Below are 18,738 nucleotides of genomic sequence, written 5' to 3' on the forward strand. Positions count from 1 at the left end.
TAAAGGGGCTATCAAGATGAAGCCACAGCCATCAACTAACGATCCGAGTTCGGTAGTGCGATATTGCTGAGAGCGGGAGATGAGTGGGCAGTATCATCATAATAATTGCTGTTGCTGATGTTGATGTTGATGTTGATGTGGTGGTTCTTGTTGCGAGGCAGTTAAAGAAAGCGGTTTTTGTACCGAACGCTCGTTCTTTCTGTACTCGCAAGGTGAGATGGACATATGCTTTCGGAATAATTTGGCAACGTGTTCACCACTTAAAAAACCGCAGCGACGTGCAATTTTATCGACGGGTAAATCTGTTTCAGCCAGCTGTCGTCGAACTGCTTCCAGACGTAGATGCAATAAGAATTCGTGCGGCGTCCATCCGGTTCCCCGTTTGAACTGACGCTGAAAATTGCGTTCGCTCATCGATACGAAATTTGCGGCATCGAGGATGTTGATAGGTTCTGCCATGTGTTCGGCAAACCAGCGTGAGGCTTGCTGGATTTTATTGTTTTTGCTTGCCTCGGGCACTTTCATTGGGCGTACTGTGGGCGGATTGTCCCGACGACGCTGACAAATCAGCAGACTTTCTGCCACCCGTTTTGCAACGCTGGGGCCCAAATCGGCTTCCAGAAAATGCAGCGCCAGATCTGCAGCCATGCCGATATCGCTTGCGGTAAAAATACCGTCGTCTTCCGTAATCGTCGCTTCCCGTTCAATTTTGATTTGCGGGAATTCCTGCATCAATTTATCTTGCAATGCCCAATGTGTGGTCGCACGACGATTGTTGAGCAGGCCGGCTGCGGCCATGACGAATACACCGGTGCAGATGGCACCAATGCGACGTACATTGCCTTTGACTTTTTGTAACCAGGAGAGCAGCGCGGGATCGCGATAAGCGTCGAAATTTCCAGTACCACTGACGATAAGCAGGCTATCAAATGAATGATTGTCGTGCGCTGGTAATGGGGAGGTCATGATTTGAACCGAGGCGGAGGATTTCACGATGCCGCCCTGTAGAGATAGCAATGATATTGCGTAACCTGTCTCGCCTACATATATGGAGGAAAGAAGTTTGTCACCAACACCGAATACATCTGCAATGCCGATAACATCAGTCAGGATCACTCCTTCAAAAACAATAATGCCTATATGCTTGATTGATCGAGAACAGTCGTTCAATGCCAGTGTTTTAAATGACATCACTTCCATGTTGCCCTCCGACGATTAATTCTTTGTCTTGTTTACTTTCCTGAAAAGAAAGTTATTGCTTTTTAGTTTGCTGCTCCCGGCAATCTGGGATGACAGCAAGCGGAGTTGTTTTTTTTACATCGTTCCATGAGATTACCCCATGTGTTTTAATCAGCCTATATTTTTTTGTCAAAAAAATATTTTTTATCATTTATCTTCCAATGAATCTTTCAATCGAGAATTTTCCAATGCCATTTCAGCAACAATTTGCTTGAGTCTGACATTCTCTTCTTGTAAACATTTCAAATCCTGCGGAAACCCTGGTAAAGCGCTGTAACGCTTTTTCCAGCTAAGGAATGTGTGCTCGGAGACGCCTGCCTGCCGAATCACGTCTTCCAATGGCATCCCCAATTCTTCCTGTTTCAAGGCGGCTGCAATCTGATCGCTGGTGGTAGTCCGCTTCATCACGCACTCTCTGATTTCTATTCCGTTACCGGGTAGCCGGGGCGACTGGCTCTTCAGCTGCTGGCTGGCTGAGCGCAGGCGTACTAACTTCAGGTTGAGCCTGTGTGACCGAAGAGGTTGTGACTTCGGATGGCGGCGGCGCTAAAGATGCGACCGGAGCTGCCTGTACTACAGGTTTGGGTTGTGCCAGGCTAACGGTAGGCGGAGCAACGCTGGGGCAGGAGCGGCCAGTCGATTCAATCGCCTTGCGATTGGCGTCGCTCTGGCATAGCAATGCGAGCGCAACGTCGTTCATGCCCATGGCACGGAACTCTCGTGAATCCAGTCGTCGTACGCAAGCATCGTCAACCACGGTGGTGCCGCCTGTCGCACCAAATCCGACTACCGACAAACCAAAGGAGGCCGATCCCATGCACGTATCGGATAAGGTTGCCGTGAGCGATGGTGAGATGACGCTAGGTACTGTCTTGACGGTATAGCTGCCGCCATAACCTACATATGCTGCGGTGTTATACGCACTGCTGCCCGGGTCTCCCACCGCACCGACTTCTGCCGCTGCCGGCCCGGCTGTAGTGCCGCTTCCATTACTGCCCGTGGATACCGAAACATTAACATTCGAAGAGCCGCCAGCTGCACTGCCGCCGGTAGCCGATCCGCCACTTGCCGCACCACCTGCACCACCTGCACCGCCGGTGGCGGATGAGCTTGATGAGGATGCCGGGCTCGATCCGCCTGATCCTCCTGGGCCATTTGCATATGCGGACAAAGCTGGTAAGGCGAATATTGAGGCTACCAGCACACCTAGAAGATTGCTTTTCATGGCTGCTCCATCACAATTTTTTGTTCTTGAAAAACAGGGGAATTCTCTTTCCCCCTGTTTTTCGGGCTATCTGATCGATAGCTGTTTGCTGCTGATTAGTCGTGAGCAAAAGCAGCTGAACTGCCGCCACTGCCGCCGTCACCACCGATAGCTTTGCCGCTGAAAGCGGGGCCGCCGATCGTGATTGTTTTAGCTGAACCACCGAGATTCGTGTTGCCATCGGCTGAAGCGTCGGCTTTGCTGGACGATATCGTGGTGCCGCCAACTGCCATGGCGTTGCCATTCAATTTTTGCTCATTGCCGCTTGTGTTGCCTGCTTTGGCAGTACCGCCGCCGCTGTTATGTTGGCCATAGCCGCGTTGGAAACCCTGGCTGCTACCCGATGGATTGCCGACAGAAGCATTGCTCGAAGTGCCGCCAGATCTAGTGTCGCCACCGGACGCTTTCACGCCGCCCGTAGCTGTATAGTTGCCGCCGGAATCGGCAGCGCCGCCCCAGTTAGTCTGATTTGCTGCGCCACCTGTTGCAGTCCCACCAGTGGTAGCACCGCCGGTAACATTGCCTGAAGCTGCGCCGCCACCAGCACCGCCGGCACCACCAACTGAAACGGCGATGACTTTGCTTGGTTGCTGTTGTTGATGATGTTGTTGTCCGGGATAACCGGCGTATGCCGAGGCCGCGAACAACGAGGTGACGGCTATTGCAATGATGTGCTGTTTCATTTTTGATTCTCCTAGATAAGGGGTGTCATTTACTTTGTGATTGCGTTCATATAAAACCGATTGGAAGACAGAATTTTAAAAACGACTTTCTGTCTCCCATCAGGCTCAATCCACTTGTCCCAGCGGCCGTCTGGTTTCGTCTGGATTGGGTTGATAATAGGACGCCTGACTATTTACTAAACGACAAAACCTTGTCTACTTCGGACAGATGTACATGGCGCTTTTGTTTAGGGTTTTCGTCGTCAATATGGCGCGAAGATCAAACCTCATGGCGACATGCTGTTATATCGTTGCGCGAAAAAAAGAAAACGCGTCGACGGATATTTTTGCTGTGCAATTTCTTTTTTGAATTTATTTTTCTGTTGCAAGGTTTTATTGCGCAGAGAAAAATTGCTTGTGCGATGAGATTAATGAAGAAGCCCAGGCATGCTGGCAATGAGGGTGTTTCGGAGCATCAGCGCAAATGAAAATACGCTACTCGCAAGAGTGAGAAAAAATAAAAAAGAGGATACGCAAGCTGCGTGGAACGGCGGCCATATCATCATGGCGCACGAGGAAAAAACGCTGCGAGTCGATTCACTCAAAAGTGGGTAGCGTTATTTCGAACAAGATTTTTGGCGCGTTGAAGTGGCAGTTAAAAATTCCATGCAAGTATCGGTGATTGCCTGCACTCTGTTCCTGGCGGATGACATGTTCGATACTCTCAACCATGTTGTTGAAGCTGATGCCGGACGTCATCAGCCTGTGTGACTTCCTGCATCAGCGATGGAACAGTTGAATGATTGAATGGCGTCTTGCGCCATTCATCGAATCGCACATGGGCGTGATTTTGTTTACCGAGTTGCGACTTGCATGTCGTTTGTGATCCAGTCAAAAACGGACGTATGCGTTGGCTCCCAAGCCAATTCCTTGCGAGCCTTGGCAGCAGTCACACGACTGTTGGAGCCGAAGGAATACACGGCATGACCGAAACCCCATTCCTTGATTGCTTCGTCGACTGGCCATGATTGCGGTGCGCCTAGTTTCAGACGTTTGGCGATCGCTGCAACGATGTCGGCATACGAGGCTTCGCCATTTTCCACGAAGTAGAAAGAGCCGGCCGGTGCATTCTTCAATGCCAGCAAATACAGTTCAACGACATCCTTGATATGCACGTTGGACCAGACGTTGACGCCTTGGCCTACATAGCGCGCGATACCGCTTTTTTGCGCTTGCATTACGAGTGGCGGGATTTGTACGCTATTCGGACTGACACCCAGGCCGGTGCCGTAGATCATCGTGTTGCACAGAATGACCGAGCGCACACCGCGTTGAGCCGCATCGATAATCAATTTGTCGAGCGCTGCACGCGCTGCTTTTTCCGGCACGATGGTGACTGGTGTGTCTTCGGCAAAGACCTTGTCCGACTTCCATTCGCCGCGCGCATCGTCACCAATGACGCTGGAGCCACTGGTATGAACGAAGGCTTTGTTTGAGCCTTCGAGTGCGTTGAGCATGGTTTCTACCGAAGCCAGGTGATCGGAGCTGGCGGCGTTGATGACCGCATCTGCCTGTTTCGCTTCGCGCGCCAGGATGTCTTTATCTTCCAGTGTGCCGATCACAGGGTCTATGCCGAGTTGCCTGACGCGGTCTGCCTGTTCTTGCATGCGTACCAAACCGCGTACTACGTAACCTTCTTTCAGCAGACGTGCTGCAACCGATCCGCCGATATAGCCTGCTGCGCCAGTGATGAATACGTTCATGTTTTATCCTTTGTAGAGTTGATCTATCTGGTGGCTTGCTCCGTGCCGGAGTTTTCCGGCTGCAGGAGCAAGTGCATGGACGTACTATGCCGGCATTTATTGTTGAGAAAAATAGCTGTATTATCAAAACATACTTTCTCTAAAATCAATAATAAGTTAACTATAAGTGCGGCGTATGGATATCAATTCAGACGATTTAAAGACATTTGTCACTGTGGTCGATAGCGGCACCTTGGGCGCTGCAGCGATCAATCTGGGGCAAACCACATCGGCTGTCAGTCGCGCCTTGTCGCGGCTGGAAGAAAAACTGGCGACATCTTTGTTGACACGCACCACACGTCGAATGGAGTTGACGGATGAAGGTCATCTCCTTTTAAAGAAGGCGCGCAACATTCTGGCAGCGATGGACGAGGCGGAAGAAGCGATACGCGTGCGGCGACAAAGACCGAGCGGCCGATTGCGTATCGATGCGGCAGCACCATTCATCCTGCATGCAATCGTGCCGCATGTAGCGGAATTCCGCGCGCTGTATCCCGAGATCACACTGGAGCTGACCAGCAACGATCAGGTTGCGGACTTGCTTGAGCATCGCACCGACATCGCGATACGCATAGGTAGCTTGCAGGATTCAACTCTGCATGCACGTGCCTTGAATTCCAATCCGCTTTATTTATTAGCGAGTCCGGAGTACTTGCAAAAGCATGGCACACCAAAAACGCCAGAGGAATTGGTGCAGCATCAGCTGCTGGGTTTTCTGCAATTTGAAACCGGTAACGCGTGGCCGATACGGCATAGCGGAGGCGAAACACTGATCGTTACGCCATCGATATTTGCTTCGAGCGGTGAAACTTTGCGTGCCTTGGCACTGCACGGGCAGGGCATTGCCAGCCTGGCAGATTTCATGACTAGGGAAGATATTGCGGCAGGTCGACTGGTCAAAATCCTGCAGGATTACTACACGGGATACCGGCAACCCATCCATGCGGTGTATTACAGGAATACGCAGTTGTCACGGCGTATCAGTTGTTTTCTGGAATTTTTGCAACAGAAGTTATAGTAATTTTATTTTTTTAAAAAACAATAAATTACGATTGAAAGTTAATGTTGGTTTGAATGCTACTTTCAATGCTGGCCGCTGCTTGAAAACACCAGTGCCAAGGCTCGTATATAAATCCTAAAGTATTGTCGCGCGGGTAGGACAGGACAAATCCAAAGCGTCCTGCGTGTTCATGCAGCCAGCGATATGCGGCCGTATTTTCAAACTCTTCTTCGGTGGCGACGCAACCGGGCGTGTTGATATCGATTGCGCAACCAGTGTGATGTTCGCTGTAACCAGGTGGCGCGCTCAAGGTCAAAATCTTTTCGATAGGCATGTTGCGATCCAGCTTGTTCTGGATGATTTCGATTTGCCTGTCGATGGAACGGAAGGCAGAGACGACTTCCAGAATCACATTGTCCTGTAAGGCTGCCGCCTTCATTTCAGCCCAGGCTGCCGCCGTCGCTGGCGTCATCATGTACTCGCGACCGTCGGCATCTGTTTCGCCTATTGCCAGTTGCTGTGCTTCCATATAAAACGGCAATTTTTTCTGCGCGATCAATTCCAGCGCAATGCCCAGCTTTGCCAATTCGCGATTGATGCGGTTTTCATATTCGTGATTTCTGATTTTGTTTTTCATGCAATTTTTTAATCGGGCTTGCCAGGACGAGTCAGCTTACGTCGGAATTTCGATGTCTGCAATCCTGCGACATGTTTGGATCTGCGTGGAGTGATGCCGAACTGCGTTATGATGCCAGCCAAAGAAAACTATGAGGTGACATGTGAACTTGAAGATGAAAGAAAATTCGATCTTTGCCCTATTGCTGCGCGCGCAGTGGTGGGTGAGTGGCGGTATTGCATTACTCATCGCAATCATTGCCTCGGCTTTGATGCCGCGACAATACGCGGTGTACGGTATTTTTACCGGCATGCCGTTCATGATTGTCTGCATCATGGTGCTGTGGCGCAAACGCGGTGAACCCAGCGCTACCCGCGTGGCGGAAATCATGCAGGCAACGCGTGCGATGTCGTGGAAGGATTTTTCAGTAGAGATAGAGCGCGCATTGCTGCGTGATGGCTTTGAAGTAACCCGTATCGACCAGCCGCATGCAGATTTTTCCATTATCAGTGGTGGTCGCAAGGCGCTGGTCAGTTGCAAACGATGGAAAGCAGCGAGCAACGGTATCGAACCTTTGCGCGATTTGCATAATGCGGTGGAGGCGGGTGGTGCGGATTACTCGTTCTATATTACTGCCGGCGAATTCACGCCAACTGCGATGCAGTTTGCGGTGGCTCACAAGATGCGTCTGGTGCACGGTGCCGGTCTCGCCAAACTGTTGCGCGAAATGACGGTGCTCAAGAGTAAAGGCTAGTTGTCTATACGCTGGATAGCTGCCGTCCATTGTATTGATTCAAAATGATTAACGATTGATTGAACCCGGCGTCCAGCCGGGTTTTTCATTTTGGGTAAGGAAAAAGTTGCGCCGGCTTGCATGAATGCAGCTCACGCGAAATAAAATAGATCATGTCGTGATATAATTATTGCTTTCATTTACATGCGATATCTGGCGCAAATCACGATATCGAGCTCTGCAACATGACAACTACTCCTGCGCTGGAACAAGCCGATTTTGAGGCTCTGTCCGAATTCCGATATCAACTGCGCCGCTTTTTGAAATTCAGCGAAGATGCCGCGCAAAGCGTTGGTCTGACCCCGCTGCATTACCTGGTTCTGCTGCATATCAAGGGTTTCCCGGGGCAGGATTGGGCGACGGTGGGCCAGTTGGCAGAGCGCTTGCAAATCCAGCATCACGGTGCAGTTGCGCTGGTATCGCGCTGTGAAAAAGCCGGCCTGGTGACACGTACGCCAGGTTTGGAAGACAGGCGCCAAGTGCGCGTCAAGCTGACTGCCGTCGGCGAAAAGCAGTTGCGCCATCTGGCGGAATTGCATCGCAATGAATTGCGTTCCTTGTCGAATGTCTTCAAGGTGGCGCGCATTTCAGCCTTCAATGATAGCGGGAACGGGCGTGATCAGAACTCCTGAGTTCGCTATCACTGCTTCCAAGGTATTCCCTGTCGCGTTTGCTGTACTTGAGCGTTACACAAACATTCAAACGAGCATTTTCCTTTATGCAAACTCATAAAAATCATGGGCATCACGGTGCTCATCAGCGTGACTTTTCTTTCGATAAGCGGATTCTTCTTCTGTGTCTGATTGCTGTCGTGATTGGCGTGGTCAGTACAGTTGCGGCTTATATTTTGCTGAACTCTATTCATTTTTTTACCAATCTTTTCTTTTTTCAAACCTGGTCGTTTGAAGATCGTTCGCCGGCCGGCAATACCTTGGGTTTGTGGGTGATTGCAGTGCCGGTTGCGGGCGGGCTGATCGCTGGTTTGATTGCGCGTTACGGTTCGGACAAGGTGCGCGGCCACGGAATTCCGGAAGCAATCGAGGCGATTCTGTTTCGCAAAAGCCAGATGTCACCCAAGGTCGCGGTGCTCAAACCATTGACGTCCGGCATCGTGATCGGTAGCGGCGGCCCCTTCGGTGCGGAAGGCCCGATCATCATGACAGGCGGTGCAATCGGTTCCTTGATCGCACAGAATTTTTCCATGAGTGCGGCGGAGCGCAAGACCTTGCTGGTGGCTGGCGCGACTGCGGGCATGACGGCGGTATTCGGTACGCCGGTAGCGGCGGTGTTATTGGCGGTGGAATTGCTATTGTTTGAATGGCGGCCGCGTAGTTTGTTGCCGGTGATGCTGGCTTGTGCGGTGGCGGCTTTCTGCCGGCCTTTGCTGCTGGATACTGGCCCTTTGTTCCCGATTCATACTGCGCCTGTTGGTTTGGCTGCATTTGGGATTTGCATCGTTGCGGGTTTGTTGAGTGGTGCCTTGTCGGCGTTGATGTCGGTTTCGCTGTATCAGGTAGAAGACTGGTTTGGAAAATTGCCGCTGCACTGGATGTGGTGGCCAGCCATAGGCGGCTTGGTGGTCGGCATAGGCGGCTACTTTGAACCGCGCGCATTGGGTGTGGGCTACGATGTGATTTCGGATCTGTTGAATAACCGGATGTTGCTATCGGCCGCCTTGTCCTTGCTGGTAGTCAAAGCGGTGATCTGGGTTGTTGCACTTGGCTCCGGCACATCGGGCGGTGTATTGGCGCCGCTGCTGATGTTGGGTGCTGGCCTGGGTGCTGTCATCTCAAGTTTGGTGCCGGGTAGCGATCCGACTTTGTGGCCCCTGGTGTGCATGGCGGCAGTTTTGGCTGGCGTGCTTGGCGCACCTTTGACTGCGGCGATTTTTGCGCTCGGTCTGACTGGTGATTTCAACGCTTTGCTGCCTTTGTTGCTGGCTACCGGTGTTTCTTACGGCTTCACGGTGTTGGTGATGCGTCGTTCCATCATGACGGAAAAAATCGCACGTAGAGGGCTGCACATTTATCGCGAATACAGCGTCGATCCGCAAGAGCGCGTGTTTGTACACGATGTGATGGCGACTGAGATGGTCAGTATCGCGGCATCTTTATCGCTGAAAGAGGTGGCGCAAGATTACTTCGGCAATGAGCAAAAGCATCGTAGTTTTCCAGTGGTGGACACGCGAAATGCGGCACAACAACGCTTGTTGGGTATGCTGGATAGAGAATCCTTGTTGAGCGGTTTGCACAAGCACGATGAAAATCAGACGGTTGCGACCTTGTTCGATGAGGCACCACATGTGGCTTTGGCGACAGAAACCTGTCAGGTTGTGAGCCGACGCATGGCGATCCAGCATGTAGAAAGATTGCCGGTGGTGACCGACAAGGAAACGCTGCACTTGATCGGCATCATCAGCCGCAGCGATCTGGTCAAGCCATCACATACGGTATTCCATGAAGAGCACGTCAGGGAGCGTTTGTTCAGCCGCTGACGGGATGACGCGGACTGATCCAAGAGATAAATAAAAAAACGGTAGCAAGATTATTCTTGCTACCGTTTTTTTATAAGCGTTACTGCTTTGCGTTGTTACGCTGCTGCAGTTCCAGCTCAAGTTCCGGATTTTTCAGCCAAGGCTTTTTCCAGTTCGGCAACACGTACGCGTTGCGCCTTATCGTTGGCGAAGCGTTCGGTGATATCTCTGGCGACTGCCAGTGCTCCCAGGATTTTTCCTGCTTCATCGCGCACCATGCCGAAGCTCATGTCTATGTAAATCTGGCTACCGTCTTTGTGCATGGAACGGGTGGTCAACACCTTGTTGACGTACTTCATTTCGCCAGTGCTAACGGCGTGGTCGAAGCCTTTGTTATGCGCATCCAGCATACGTTCAGGGATGATGATATCCAGTGGGCCGCCGATGACATCCGCTGCCTCGTGACCGAAAATGCGTTCTGCACCGCTATTCCATATTTTGATCATGCCGGCAGGGTCGGCAAAAATGATTGCATCCGGTGCCTGATCGACGATCGCCTTGGATAAAGCCAGATCCAGATTGGTAGTACCTGTAGTGTTATTACTCATTCTTTAATCTCCTGTAATACATGCTGAATGCGTTCCGATAATGCCTTGGCACGAATATGAACGTTTTAAATACCTTCGGCAAGGCCGTGTTCGAAAAGTGCTGCGATCATGTCGGTCTGCGAAATCATTCCAACCAATCGTCCTTGTCCATCGATCACCGGCATCTGGTGAACTTCAGAGTCGGACATCAGCGGTATCAGATCGACGATAGATTGATCGGCGTTGGCCGTGTAAACCTCTTTCGTCATGATCTGACCGACGACTTCATGCTTTTCCGTATGCGTCAGTTGAGAAGGGCGCAGCAAATTGGTCAGCCGTTGACCGAGTCCTTCATGCAGTTCGATTTCTGCATGAAGCAAGAAGTCTGCCTTGGTCACGATCCCGATCACGCGTCTGCCTCTATCGATCACCGGCAAAGCAGTTAAATCGTGCGATTGAAATTCTGACCAGGCTTCGGCCAGTTCGGTGCCGAATTCAACACTGACGACGTCCTTGGACATGATGCTGGAACACTTCACTTCACCCATCCGGCGGCGATACGCCTGCATTTCTGTTTGCAGCATGATCGATTCAAGATCGGCGCGGCTGATATCGAGCACCTGGTTATAGCGTGTCAGTACGCTATCCAGATCACTAGGCGTAATACCGATGCGTTCGGTCGGCGGGACGTCTGTGGTGTTATGTTTGCTGCTGCGGTCGGGCTGTACGACATGCGGATAGCGACGTCCCGTTGCGTTATTGAAAAACAATGCAGTCAGCAAAAGCAGCAAGGAGTTGAGTGCAACCGGGATCAGTACAAAGCTGTAACCCATCGCATGCACGGCAGGTCCGCCCAGTACGGCGGTCAAGGCCACCGCACCGCTAGGCGGATGAATACAGCGGAAGGCAAACATGGCACCGATTGCCACCGCTGCGGCGAGGCCGGCTGCCAGGATCGGTTCGCCTATCAGTTTGGCGCAACTTACACCAACGATTGCCGCAATAATATTGCCGCCCATGATGGACCACGGTTGTGCCAAAGGGCTGGCCGGTACCGCAAACAACAGCACGGAAGATGCTCCCATAGGTGCAATCAGCCACATCGCATGCACGTCTTTGCCAAGGAGAAGATAAGTAGTGAGACCGGTGATAACCAGACCAAATAATGCGCCTGAGCAGGCGCGCATTCTTTCATAACGATCGACGGAACCCGGTGCCGGGAAAAAACGGTACATCCACTGCCATTTCGATTGAACCATGCTGCCCCTAACAGATTGCGGAATGTGCCATTACATCACAACGTGATACTGTGGAATGCTTCAGTCCCGTACAGCATCGTCGCGTATTGTCATGCGGATTATCATACGAACTCGATAGTTTGCGTTTGATATTCCTGAGCAAATAAGACCTTGCTCTTCAAGAATGGAAGTTTAAATATGTTGCATTTCAAATGCAAGTATATTCGAAGCCTTGCTTCTCGATGGAAAAGCATTTCGATTTCCCTTCGACGGCGCATGAAACCTCGCTGCAGTCTTCGCCAGCATTATTTCGAAGTCTCATAATAAAAAAACAATCGCCATGAGTCTGTAATTCTGTATCTTTAATACACGACTCAATACCATTGGTTAAAAACATTCATCTCAAGAATGATGGCGAAGAAATAAAATATCGCATATAAAAATAAAGACCTGCCATCGTGTGCAGCCAGCGAATCAATCTGAATTGATCGTTTAAAAGGAAACCACCTGATGTCCATCATCACCAATATTGAAGATTTACGCGTACTGGCGCAAAAGCGCGTACCTCGCATGTTCTACGATTACGCCGATTCCGGTTCATGGACCGAATCGACTTATCGCGCCAACAGCAGTGATTTTGCCAATATGAAGTTTCGTCAGCGGGTGGCGGTCGATATGTCCAATCGCACGTTGAAAACCACGATGGCCGGGCAGGATGTACATATGCCAGTGGCGATTGCGCCTACAGGTTTGACCGGCATGCAGCATGCGGACGGCGAAATCCTCGCGGCCAAGGCTGCTGAAAAATTCGGGATTCCCTTCACGTTATCGACAATGAGTATTTGTTCGATCGAGGACATTGCCGCGCATACCAGCAAGCCATTCTGGTTTCAGCTGTATGTGATGAAGGACCGCGCATTCATCGAGCGTTTGATAGAACGCGCCAAGGTTGCCGGTTGTTCTGCGCTGGTGTTGACGCTGGATCTGCAGATATTGGGGCAGCGCCACAAGGATTTGAAGAACGGCTTGTCCGCACCGCCGAAACTGACGCTGGCGAATATCGCCAACATGATGACCAAGCCGCGCTGGTGCATGGGCATGCTGGGTACCAAGCGTCGCGGCTTCGGCAATATCGTCGGCCATGCCAGCGATGTGTCGGATATGTCTTCGCTGTCGTCATGGACTTCGCAACAGTTCGATCCGGTTTTGTCGTGGAAAGACGTCGAATGGATCAAGAAGTGCTGGGGCGGCAAGTTGATCATCAAGGGCATCATGGATGCGGAAGATGCCAAGCTGGCAGTTGCCAGCGGTGCCGATGCATTGATCGTGTCGAATCACGGTGGCCGTCAACTGGACGGAGCCTTGTCCAGCATCGCAGCATTGCCGAGTATCGTTGAAGCAGTCGGCGACCAGATCGAAGTGCATATGGATGGTGGCATCCGTTCCGGTCAGGATGTCATCAAGGCCTTGGCTTTGGGTGCGAAAGGTACGTATATCGGCCGTTCCTTCTTGTATGGTTTGGGTGCGATGGGCGAAGAGGGCGTGACCAAATGCCTGGAAATCATCGAGCGCGAGCTGGATCTGACGATGGCTTTTTGCGGTTTGACCGATGTGAAAAAGGTCGACAAGAAAATTCTGATTCCAGGTACGTACTAATCGGAAGTAATTAAGCCAGTGCGATGAATCCGATGTAAGAATGAAAAAAGGCCGCACATGTGCGGCCTTTTTTCATTCTGGAACTCTTCTAGGATAGCAGCGCTCGGCGATGCCGGGCGGCAGTTGCGGCAAGGGCAGAGTGGTTAACGCTATATGAAAGTTCACTGAAAACGGGTTTGCCGAGAACACGTGTCGCGAGCGGTTTGAGCAGTATTTCCGGAACCTCTAACGGCAAAATGATTGGTTCAAGGTGCACCGGGCCGCGACGCTTGATGATCTCTACCGAAAGTCGTCCGATAGCCAGCGGTTTGCAAAGCATGCGTAATGGTGCAGGCGAGGCCTGATCTTGCGCGTCTAGCGGGCGAAACAAAAACGTCAATCCTTGCGTGCCGGCAGCCGCCAGTTGCAAGCGTCGCAAATGGTCGTCTCTTGCTTGCGGCAACCAGCACAGCAATGCACCGAAGCTGGCGCTTTTCAAGGCTTGTTCCACGGCCCAGATCTTGTCTGCCGGGTTGTCTACTTCTATCAGTGTGACTTTGCTCATGTCTATCCCCAACTCGCTCAGGCTTGTCGCGATTGCAAGATGCGTAGGGGCCAGTACCACCACGGCTTTGCCAGCTTCCGTGATGTGCGTCAGAGTTGATGCCAGCAAACGCAATTCACCGATGCCGGGATTGGCCAGCAGCAGTTCAGTCAAAACTGAAGGAGGCCAGCCGCCATGCGGCAACTGCTGATCCAGCTCGCGAGAGCCGGAAGAAATCGGCTTGGAGCGGTACGCCGCTACCTGATCGCTTAGCCAGATTGAATCTGGTCGCGACGCAAGAATGGACGAAGTGGAAAAAGGAAGAGCAGAAGCCAGTGCAGCCATAAAACCTCCAAAAGTACTGTTTGGGACAAAACGCCATTTGCTCAGGCGAGTTATCAATATACTGTATATGCATACAGTATAAAAGGTTTATTTGTATTTTTCAGCTTGGACGATACATCTCTTGTCAGACTGCAAAGACGAGTGCTATTTTTTCTTGCCGTTTTTGGCCTTACCAAATCGTATAAGTCATGATGAACCCGGCCGACACCATCGCCGTCAGTGCGACAGCGAACAAACCCTCGGCGATACGTGTCAGTAATTGAACAGTACGTTGGTGTTTGGTACGTAGCGCCCAGAAGACGCAATAAGTACACAGCAGGAAAAACAGGGCGCTGATGACAAAGATATCGTCAACGACGGTGCCGCCAGTCGTTCGGCCCAATGTTGAGAAAAGAGTAGTGCCTGTGATGCAGAGGCCGGCCATGGTGCCGGAGGTTGAGAGCAGGTGGCGCAGCTCTTCGCGTGTGTTGTTGTCCATATTCCACCCCAGTAATCGATCTGCTAATAACTCTGGCGGCAGCTTTATGGTTGACGGGGAGTCGCAGCGTTTTCTACCAATGCGATCCTTCTGCGCAAGCGTTCCGCTTCGACTGCGTCACCGGCGTTTTCCGCGCGTAACAGTTGTACGCCTAACCAGGCCAGCAAAGGCCGACGCCAGCCTTGTGCCGAAGCAGTGTCGGCAGCAACTGTCAGGATAGCGGGTGTGGCGCGATTGCTGCGGAACAGAACGCCGGCGGCAACCAGTCTGGCCAGTGGATCTTCGATACCCTGCAATGCGCTGGCGGCAGCAACATCTGAACTGGTACCAGCGACCGTGCGGTGCTGCGCTGGCAGCAAGGCAATATCGTTAGACTTGATTTTTCCTGTCAGATAATCGGCGTAAGCACGTTCTGGTGCTGCGGCATCTGTTCTCAGTTTTTCGAAGTCCTCGCATTCTTCGATGACAAGACTGGCGACACGCGCTGCGCATCGCGTGAGTTCTACGCGCGCCATCAGGTCGGCGCGACCGGTGCGGCTGATTTCGCTGCGCGCCAGATTGAACTCCTGGGTTTCGACGCGCGCGTTACCTTCGAGGTAGGCGGCGGTGGCGCGCTCCATAGCAGTCTTGGCGTTCATTTGCCAGTCGGGAGCTGGCGTGCCTGCACATGCCGCCAGCAATCCGGTTAAAACGACAGGTAAAGCGATGCGTGAAAAAGATGAGGTCGAGATCATGGCAGCGTCAACTCCGTATCGTGTGCAAACGGCCATTTGCGGTTGATTTCATTGACCAGTTGATCGACCTTGCGCAGGCTGCGATCCACATCCGCACGCAAGACACCCAGATCGCTGGTAGCGATTTTGGCGTTGGCGCTGATGGCTTGGGCATCGATCAATACCGCATCGACTTTTTTCAGACTTGATCTGGCTTCGCTCAACATCGCATTGAGCTGGACGATGGTGGCCTGGCTATTGCCATCCTTGCCGAAAATCTGATTGTCGGCTTTGACCAGCAAGCCATCGACCTTGTTCAGCACACTGTTGGCGCGGTCCAGTGTCGCTACCAGTTTTTGCGCATCTTTTTCATTGCCCATCAATCCGCCTAGTGCGCCATGTGGACCATTGAATTTTTCTGTCAGTCCCTGCAAATTACTCAGGCTGGCGCTGAGTGCAGATTCCGCTGCGGTCAGACCGTTCAGATTTTCTATCAATTGTTTGGCGGATGCGACCAGCAAGGGAATTTCTGCTGCGACATCGCCCACCAGCAAGGTACGTTCGGCACCGGGCGGCAAGGCCGGATCGGTCGGGACGCCGGTGTAAGCCCGCATCTTTGTACTGCCGACTATGCCGCGTTCCATCGCGAATACGCTGGAAGTGCGCAGCCAGTGCGCATCTTTTTCCGCGACATCGACGATCATGCGCGCCTTGCCTTCCTTGCTGAGTTCGATACGACTGACGCGCCCGATAGGGAATCCGGAAAACGTCAGATCCATGCCAACCACCACGCCTTCTGAATCGTCAGCCAGCAAAACCAGTTCCTGCGTCGTTTCGAAAGCACCGCGCGCATACATCAGATAGGCTGCCGAACCGGAGACCAGCGCGATCAAAAACATCAGCAGAATAGCCGCCTTGAACTCAAGATTCTTGGGCATCGCCTGCAGCGGTGGGTTGGGTGCCTGGCTAGAATTGTCGGGGTGTTCTTGCATGGGGTCATATGCCATATAAGGATTAGTAATAGTTACCCATCAGCGAAGCAACTTCAATCAGCAAAATAACGAAGAACAATCGCACCATCGCTGCCAGTTCATTCGCGGCTTTGGAGCGGCTATGCAACGGCGTATCGCGGGTATCGTAAAGCGATGATGCCATCGGACTCAACGATACGGCCAGGCTGAAAAAGATAGTCTTCAGCAAGAAAATCATCGCCACCGAGGGATTGAATATCTGTCCCACTACGCGTGTGTATCCCGGTAGCGCCCAATGCGTAAAGCCGTAAATCGATAGATACGCAAGAATCAGGGAAAGCACGCAACTGACCGCAGCCAGCATCAATACAGAAAACATCCCGGCCACTGCGCGCGGGAAAAATTCGCGACGAATCGGATCTATGCCTTGCTGTTGCAACAGTGCGAGATCGCCACGCCTGCGCATTTCGGCCAGTTCCACGCCATCCGGCAGTGTCCGACGCAAGGCGACGAACAATGCAGCCGTCAGCGGAATGAGTTCCAGCACGAGGACACGCACCACCATTTCCAGCGCGTATTTGGAAAGGCCGTAACTCAAGGCGGTGACGACTACGATGCGAATCAGGATCAAACTGACCAGTGATGACAATACGGAAAACCAGATCAAATTCTGGAAGGTGCCGAGCACGATCTGATACGCAATCGCATGCCGGTTCTCGCGCTGATAGGTAGCCGGCGACAATGCCAGCGATAGCACCAGCATGCCGAACAGCACTATGCGCCAGCCGCTGATCAGCCAGCGCAGGGTCGCGCGGCCCATGTGCCAGAAAGTGCTGAAGAGGGATGCTTTCGCAGTCATGCAAACATGGTAGCAGCGAATCGCGCGTCTTTACATAGCTTGCATAATTGCATGCCGGCTTTTGACTTTGCCGTCGGATCGCACCACACTGCATCTTTATTGATTGCATATTGCTGATTCAATTCATGAATTTTTTCACTCCGGAACGTATAGAAAAAACCAGAGCGCTTGTACGAGATGGCAAGCCTTTCGTTTTCGACGATGGCGATATGCGCACCTTGCATTTCAATGAGCAGGTCGTGCAAAGCGCGATGCGTTTGTCTGCGCCGGATGAGCTGGTGATTCCGTATACGCAGGCGATGGCGGGATTCCTGTCCATGCATCCTGCTCCGCAACACATCCTGATGATAGGTTTGGGCGGCGGCTCCCTGGTCAAATACTGTTATCGGCATTTCCCGTCGGCACGTATTACCGTGCTGGAATCGAATGCCGATGTGCTGGCGCTGCGCGATCAATTCATGATTCCAGCGGATGACGCACGTCTGCATGTATTGCATGTGGATGCCATCGCACATATGCAGAAGCTCGCGGTTGGTTCGGTCGATGTGATCATGCTGGATGGCTTCGATGCGAAAGGCGCACCAGCCGCTTTGCGTTCGCATGAATTCTTTTTCAACTGCCAATTCGTTTTGGCAGAGCGCGGCGTATTGATCACGAATATGGGCGACCAATACGACAATATAGTCGGCACCGTGACGCAAGGGCAGCTGGTGTTTGGCGCGTTTCATCATTGGTGGTTCAGAGTGACGACGGATAACAGCCACGTTGCGGTCGCAGTATGCGCCATCGATGATGAAGCCAGCGCTGCGTCGCTGCGAATTGCTGCGCTGGACATTGCCGAACAGTCCTCACTCGAACTTGTTTATCCAAAGAATCTGGCATCGGAATAAAAAAGCATGCGCGACAACACAGTTCTGATTCTTGAATATCAGTTCAGATGTCGCCACTGCCTATATTGATGAGCGCCAGTCCACTTTCTGTGTCGAAGGTACGTTTCAGATGTGCCGGTGATTCGGTCAGGATGATTTCCAGTGTGGGTCGCACATACGCTTGCAGCAAATGGCCGCCATGTGCACTGCCATCGCGTTTGCCAACGACGACGTGCACATGGGTTTTCGGCTCGCCATCTTCCAGCGCGACATCGCCTATCAGCGATAACACTTCTACCTGTTCATTGACTGGAATCGTTTCGTAATTCTTTTGATCCCAGTTGAAATAGGCCAGCGTTGCACTACTGAATGCACCGATTGCGCTAAAGCGGCTGGCCGCCAGATCGTTTTCTTTTGCAAAGCGCTGCAATTGGCTGACGACTTCTTCGCCGGTCTCCAGTATCAGGACATATGTTTTCTCTGAAGCATCGTTAATGATCTTGCTGCGCATGGTCGTTCCTTCCTCATGTATGGTGGAAAAGCATGTTGGATAGACGCGTGCCATCACCGAAAGTTTGCTTTGAACGCAAATTTGAATTTTCCTGCAGTATAAAAAACGGGAACTCTTATTCGTTTCCTCCCTCCAACTG

The 18,738-nt window shown here is 51.9% G+C and carries 21 protein-coding genes; 7 read left to right on the forward strand and 14 right to left on the reverse strand.

Features of this window, described 5'->3' with window-relative positions:
* Positions 1-96 precede the first annotated feature (96 nt).
* The 4 genes from Hfont_RS11630 to Hfont_RS11645 all read right to left on the reverse strand — a co-directional run bounded on the left by Hfont_RS11630 (position 97) and on the right by Hfont_RS11645 (position 3,186).
* Positions 97-1,200, reverse strand: a complete 1,104-nt coding sequence (locus tag Hfont_RS11630) for a GlxA family transcriptional regulator (RefSeq protein WP_112992584.1) — start codon at positions 1,198-1,200, stop codon at positions 97-99.
* A gap of 186 nt (positions 1,201-1,386) precedes the next feature.
* On the reverse strand, positions 1,387-1,644 hold the full coding sequence (locus tag Hfont_RS11635) for a transposase (protein WP_112992585.1): 258 nt from the start codon (positions 1,642-1,644) through the stop codon (positions 1,387-1,389).
* A 25-nt stretch (positions 1,645-1,669) separates the two neighbouring features.
* Positions 1,670-2,464 carry a histidine kinase gene (locus tag Hfont_RS11640; protein WP_241523092.1) on the reverse strand — a complete coding sequence of 265 codons (795 nt, stop codon included), beginning with the start codon at positions 2,462-2,464 and terminating at the stop codon, positions 1,670-1,672.
* A gap of 95 nt (positions 2,465-2,559) precedes the next feature.
* The gene (locus Hfont_RS11645; RefSeq protein WP_112992586.1) at positions 2,560-3,186 is read right to left on the reverse strand and encodes a hypothetical protein; all 627 of its coding nucleotides are present in this window, start codon (positions 3,184-3,186) and stop codon (positions 2,560-2,562) included.
* A gap of 627 nt (positions 3,187-3,813) precedes the next feature.
* Here Hfont_RS11645 and Hfont_RS15265 point away from each other — a divergent pair.
* Positions 3,814-3,936 carry a hypothetical protein gene (locus tag Hfont_RS15265; RefSeq protein WP_277740531.1) on the forward strand — a complete coding sequence of 41 codons (123 nt, stop codon included), beginning with the start codon at positions 3,814-3,816 and terminating at the stop codon, positions 3,934-3,936.
* A gap of 83 nt (positions 3,937-4,019) precedes the next feature.
* Here Hfont_RS15265 and Hfont_RS11650 read toward each other — a convergent pair whose 3' ends face one another.
* Positions 4,020-4,928, reverse strand: a complete 909-nt coding sequence (locus Hfont_RS11650; protein WP_112992587.1) for an NAD-dependent epimerase/dehydratase family protein — start codon at positions 4,926-4,928, stop codon at positions 4,020-4,022.
* A 175-nt stretch (positions 4,929-5,103) separates the two neighbouring features.
* Here Hfont_RS11650 and Hfont_RS11655 point away from each other — a divergent pair, with 175 nt between their 5' ends.
* Positions 5,104-5,985, forward strand: coding sequence for a LysR family transcriptional regulator (locus tag Hfont_RS11655; RefSeq protein WP_112992588.1), 882 nt, complete (start codon positions 5,104-5,106; stop codon positions 5,983-5,985).
* Positions 5,986-6,013: 28 nt separating this feature from the next.
* Here Hfont_RS11655 and Hfont_RS11660 read toward each other — a convergent pair whose 3' ends face one another.
* On the reverse strand, positions 6,014-6,604 hold the full coding sequence (locus Hfont_RS11660) for a M15 family metallopeptidase (RefSeq protein ID WP_112992589.1): 591 nt from the start codon (positions 6,602-6,604) through the stop codon (positions 6,014-6,016).
* Positions 6,605-6,758: 154 nt separating this feature from the next.
* Here Hfont_RS11660 and Hfont_RS11665 point away from each other — a divergent pair, with 154 nt between their 5' ends.
* The 3 genes from Hfont_RS11665 (at position 6,759) to Hfont_RS11675 (ending at position 9,870) form a co-directional block, all read left to right on the forward strand.
* Entirely contained in the window at positions 6,759-7,337 is a 579-nt protein-coding gene (locus Hfont_RS11665) for a restriction endonuclease (protein ID WP_112992590.1), read from the forward strand.
* 224 nt (positions 7,338-7,561) lie between these two features.
* Positions 7,562-8,008 carry a MarR family winged helix-turn-helix transcriptional regulator gene (locus Hfont_RS11670; protein WP_112992591.1) on the forward strand — a complete coding sequence of 149 codons (447 nt, stop codon included), beginning with the start codon at positions 7,562-7,564 and terminating at the stop codon, positions 8,006-8,008.
* A gap of 86 nt (positions 8,009-8,094) precedes the next feature.
* Positions 8,095-9,870, forward strand: coding sequence for a chloride channel protein (locus Hfont_RS11675; RefSeq protein ID WP_112992592.1), 1,776 nt, complete (start codon positions 8,095-8,097; stop codon positions 9,868-9,870).
* 116 nt (positions 9,871-9,986) lie between these two features.
* Here Hfont_RS11675 and Hfont_RS11680 read toward each other — a convergent pair whose 3' ends face one another.
* On the reverse strand, positions 9,987-10,457 hold the full coding sequence (locus tag Hfont_RS11680; protein WP_112992593.1) for a PAS domain-containing protein: 471 nt from the start codon (positions 10,455-10,457) through the stop codon (positions 9,987-9,989).
* A 65-nt stretch (positions 10,458-10,522) separates the two neighbouring features.
* Positions 10,523-11,695, reverse strand: coding sequence for an HPP family protein (locus Hfont_RS11685; RefSeq protein WP_112992594.1), 1,173 nt, complete (start codon positions 11,693-11,695; stop codon positions 10,523-10,525).
* 489 nt (positions 11,696-12,184) lie between these two features.
* Between Hfont_RS11685 and Hfont_RS11690 the strand changes: the two genes are divergently transcribed.
* On the forward strand, positions 12,185-13,330 hold the full coding sequence (locus tag Hfont_RS11690; RefSeq protein WP_112992595.1) for an alpha-hydroxy acid oxidase: 1,146 nt from the start codon (positions 12,185-12,187) through the stop codon (positions 13,328-13,330).
* 88 nt (positions 13,331-13,418) lie between these two features.
* On the opposite strand, the gene imuA is transcribed toward Hfont_RS11690, so the two are convergent.
* From imuA to Hfont_RS11715, 5 genes are all read right to left on the reverse strand, one after another.
* Positions 13,419-14,198 (reverse strand): translesion DNA synthesis-associated protein ImuA, encoded by a 780-nt coding sequence (gene imuA / locus Hfont_RS11695; protein WP_112992596.1) that lies wholly within the window; start codon positions 14,196-14,198, stop codon positions 13,419-13,421.
* Positions 14,199-14,367: 169 nt separating this feature from the next.
* A complete protein-coding gene (locus Hfont_RS11700; protein WP_112992597.1) occupies positions 14,368-14,676 on the reverse strand; it encodes a hypothetical protein in 309 nt (102 codons plus the stop codon).
* Between the two features lie 44 nt (positions 14,677-14,720).
* Positions 14,721-15,410 carry a hypothetical protein gene (locus Hfont_RS11705; protein ID WP_112992598.1) on the reverse strand — a complete coding sequence of 230 codons (690 nt, stop codon included), beginning with the start codon at positions 15,408-15,410 and terminating at the stop codon, positions 14,721-14,723.
* Positions 15,407-16,381, reverse strand: coding sequence for an MlaD family protein (locus Hfont_RS11710; RefSeq protein WP_112992599.1), 975 nt, complete (start codon positions 16,379-16,381; stop codon positions 15,407-15,409). Before Hfont_RS11710 ends, Hfont_RS11705 begins: the two co-directional genes overlap by 4 nt.
* Before the next feature lie 22 nt (positions 16,382-16,403).
* A complete protein-coding gene (locus Hfont_RS11715) occupies positions 16,404-17,219 on the reverse strand; it encodes an MlaE family ABC transporter permease (RefSeq protein WP_162845919.1) in 816 nt (271 codons plus the stop codon).
* A 125-nt stretch (positions 17,220-17,344) separates the two neighbouring features.
* On the opposite strand from Hfont_RS11715, the gene Hfont_RS11720 reads away from it, so the two are divergent.
* The gene (locus Hfont_RS11720; RefSeq protein WP_112992601.1) at positions 17,345-18,109 is read left to right on the forward strand and encodes a fused MFS/spermidine synthase; all 765 of its coding nucleotides are present in this window, start codon (positions 17,345-17,347) and stop codon (positions 18,107-18,109) included.
* Positions 18,110-18,152: 43 nt separating this feature from the next.
* Here Hfont_RS11720 and Hfont_RS11725 read toward each other — a convergent pair whose 3' ends face one another.
* Positions 18,153-18,599, reverse strand: a complete 447-nt coding sequence (locus tag Hfont_RS11725; protein WP_112992723.1) for a PPC domain-containing DNA-binding protein — start codon at positions 18,597-18,599, stop codon at positions 18,153-18,155.
* Between the last annotated feature and the right edge of the window lie 139 nt (positions 18,600-18,738).

Source organism: Herminiimonas fonticola (assembly GCF_003293745.1).
In the GTDB taxonomy this organism is placed as follows: Bacteria; Pseudomonadota; Gammaproteobacteria; order Burkholderiales; family Burkholderiaceae_D; genus Oxalicibacterium; species Oxalicibacterium fonticola.

Coding starts and splice junctions, on each gene's coding strand:
- Hfont_RS11630 (WP_112992584.1), bottom strand. CDS start 1,200: ATGGAAGTGATGTCATTTAAAACACTGGCATTGAACGACTGTTCTCGA.
- Hfont_RS11635 (WP_112992585.1), bottom strand. CDS start 1,644: ATGAAGCGGACTACCACCAGCGATCAGATTGCAGCCGCCTTGAAACAG.
- Hfont_RS11640 (WP_241523092.1), bottom strand. CDS start 2,464: ATGAAAAGCAATCTTCTAGGTGTGCTGGTAGCCTCAATATTCGCCTTA.
- Hfont_RS11645 (WP_112992586.1), bottom strand. CDS start 3,186: ATGAAACAGCACATCATTGCAATAGCCGTCACCTCGTTGTTCGCGGCC.
- Hfont_RS11650 (WP_112992587.1), bottom strand. CDS start 4,928: ATGAACGTATTCATCACTGGCGCAGCAGGCTATATCGGCGGATCGGTT.
- Hfont_RS11655 (WP_112992588.1), top strand. CDS start 5,104: ATGGATATCAATTCAGACGATTTAAAGACATTTGTCACTGTGGTCGAT.
- Hfont_RS11660 (WP_112992589.1), bottom strand. CDS start 6,604: ATGAAAAACAAAATCAGAAATCACGAATATGAAAACCGCATCAATCGC.
- Hfont_RS11665 (WP_112992590.1), top strand. CDS start 6,759: ATGAAAGAAAATTCGATCTTTGCCCTATTGCTGCGCGCGCAGTGGTGG.
- Hfont_RS11670 (WP_112992591.1), top strand. CDS start 7,562: ATGACAACTACTCCTGCGCTGGAACAAGCCGATTTTGAGGCTCTGTCC.
- Hfont_RS11675 (WP_112992592.1), top strand. CDS start 8,095: ATGCAAACTCATAAAAATCATGGGCATCACGGTGCTCATCAGCGTGAC.
- Hfont_RS11680 (WP_112992593.1), bottom strand. CDS start 10,457: ATGAGTAATAACACTACAGGTACTACCAATCTGGATCTGGCTTTATCC.
- Hfont_RS11685 (WP_112992594.1), bottom strand. CDS start 11,695: ATGGTTCAATCGAAATGGCAGTGGATGTACCGTTTTTTCCCGGCACCG.
- Hfont_RS11690 (WP_112992595.1), top strand. CDS start 12,185: ATGTCCATCATCACCAATATTGAAGATTTACGCGTACTGGCGCAAAAG.
- imuA (WP_112992596.1), bottom strand. CDS start 14,198: ATGGCTGCACTGGCTTCTGCTCTTCCTTTTTCCACTTCGTCCATTCTT.
- Hfont_RS11700 (WP_112992597.1), bottom strand. CDS start 14,676: ATGGACAACAACACACGCGAAGAGCTGCGCCACCTGCTCTCAACCTCC.
- Hfont_RS11705 (WP_112992598.1), bottom strand. CDS start 15,410: ATGATCTCGACCTCATCTTTTTCACGCATCGCTTTACCTGTCGTTTTA.
- Hfont_RS11710 (WP_112992599.1), bottom strand. CDS start 16,381: ATGCAAGAACACCCCGACAATTCTAGCCAGGCACCCAACCCACCGCTG.
- Hfont_RS11715 (WP_162845919.1), bottom strand. CDS start 17,219: ATGACTGCGAAAGCATCCCTCTTCAGCACTTTCTGGCACATGGGCCGC.
- Hfont_RS11720 (WP_112992601.1), top strand. CDS start 17,345: ATGAATTTTTTCACTCCGGAACGTATAGAAAAAACCAGAGCGCTTGTA.
- Hfont_RS11725 (WP_112992723.1), bottom strand. CDS start 18,599: ATGCGCAGCAAGATCATTAACGATGCTTCAGAGAAAACATATGTCCTG.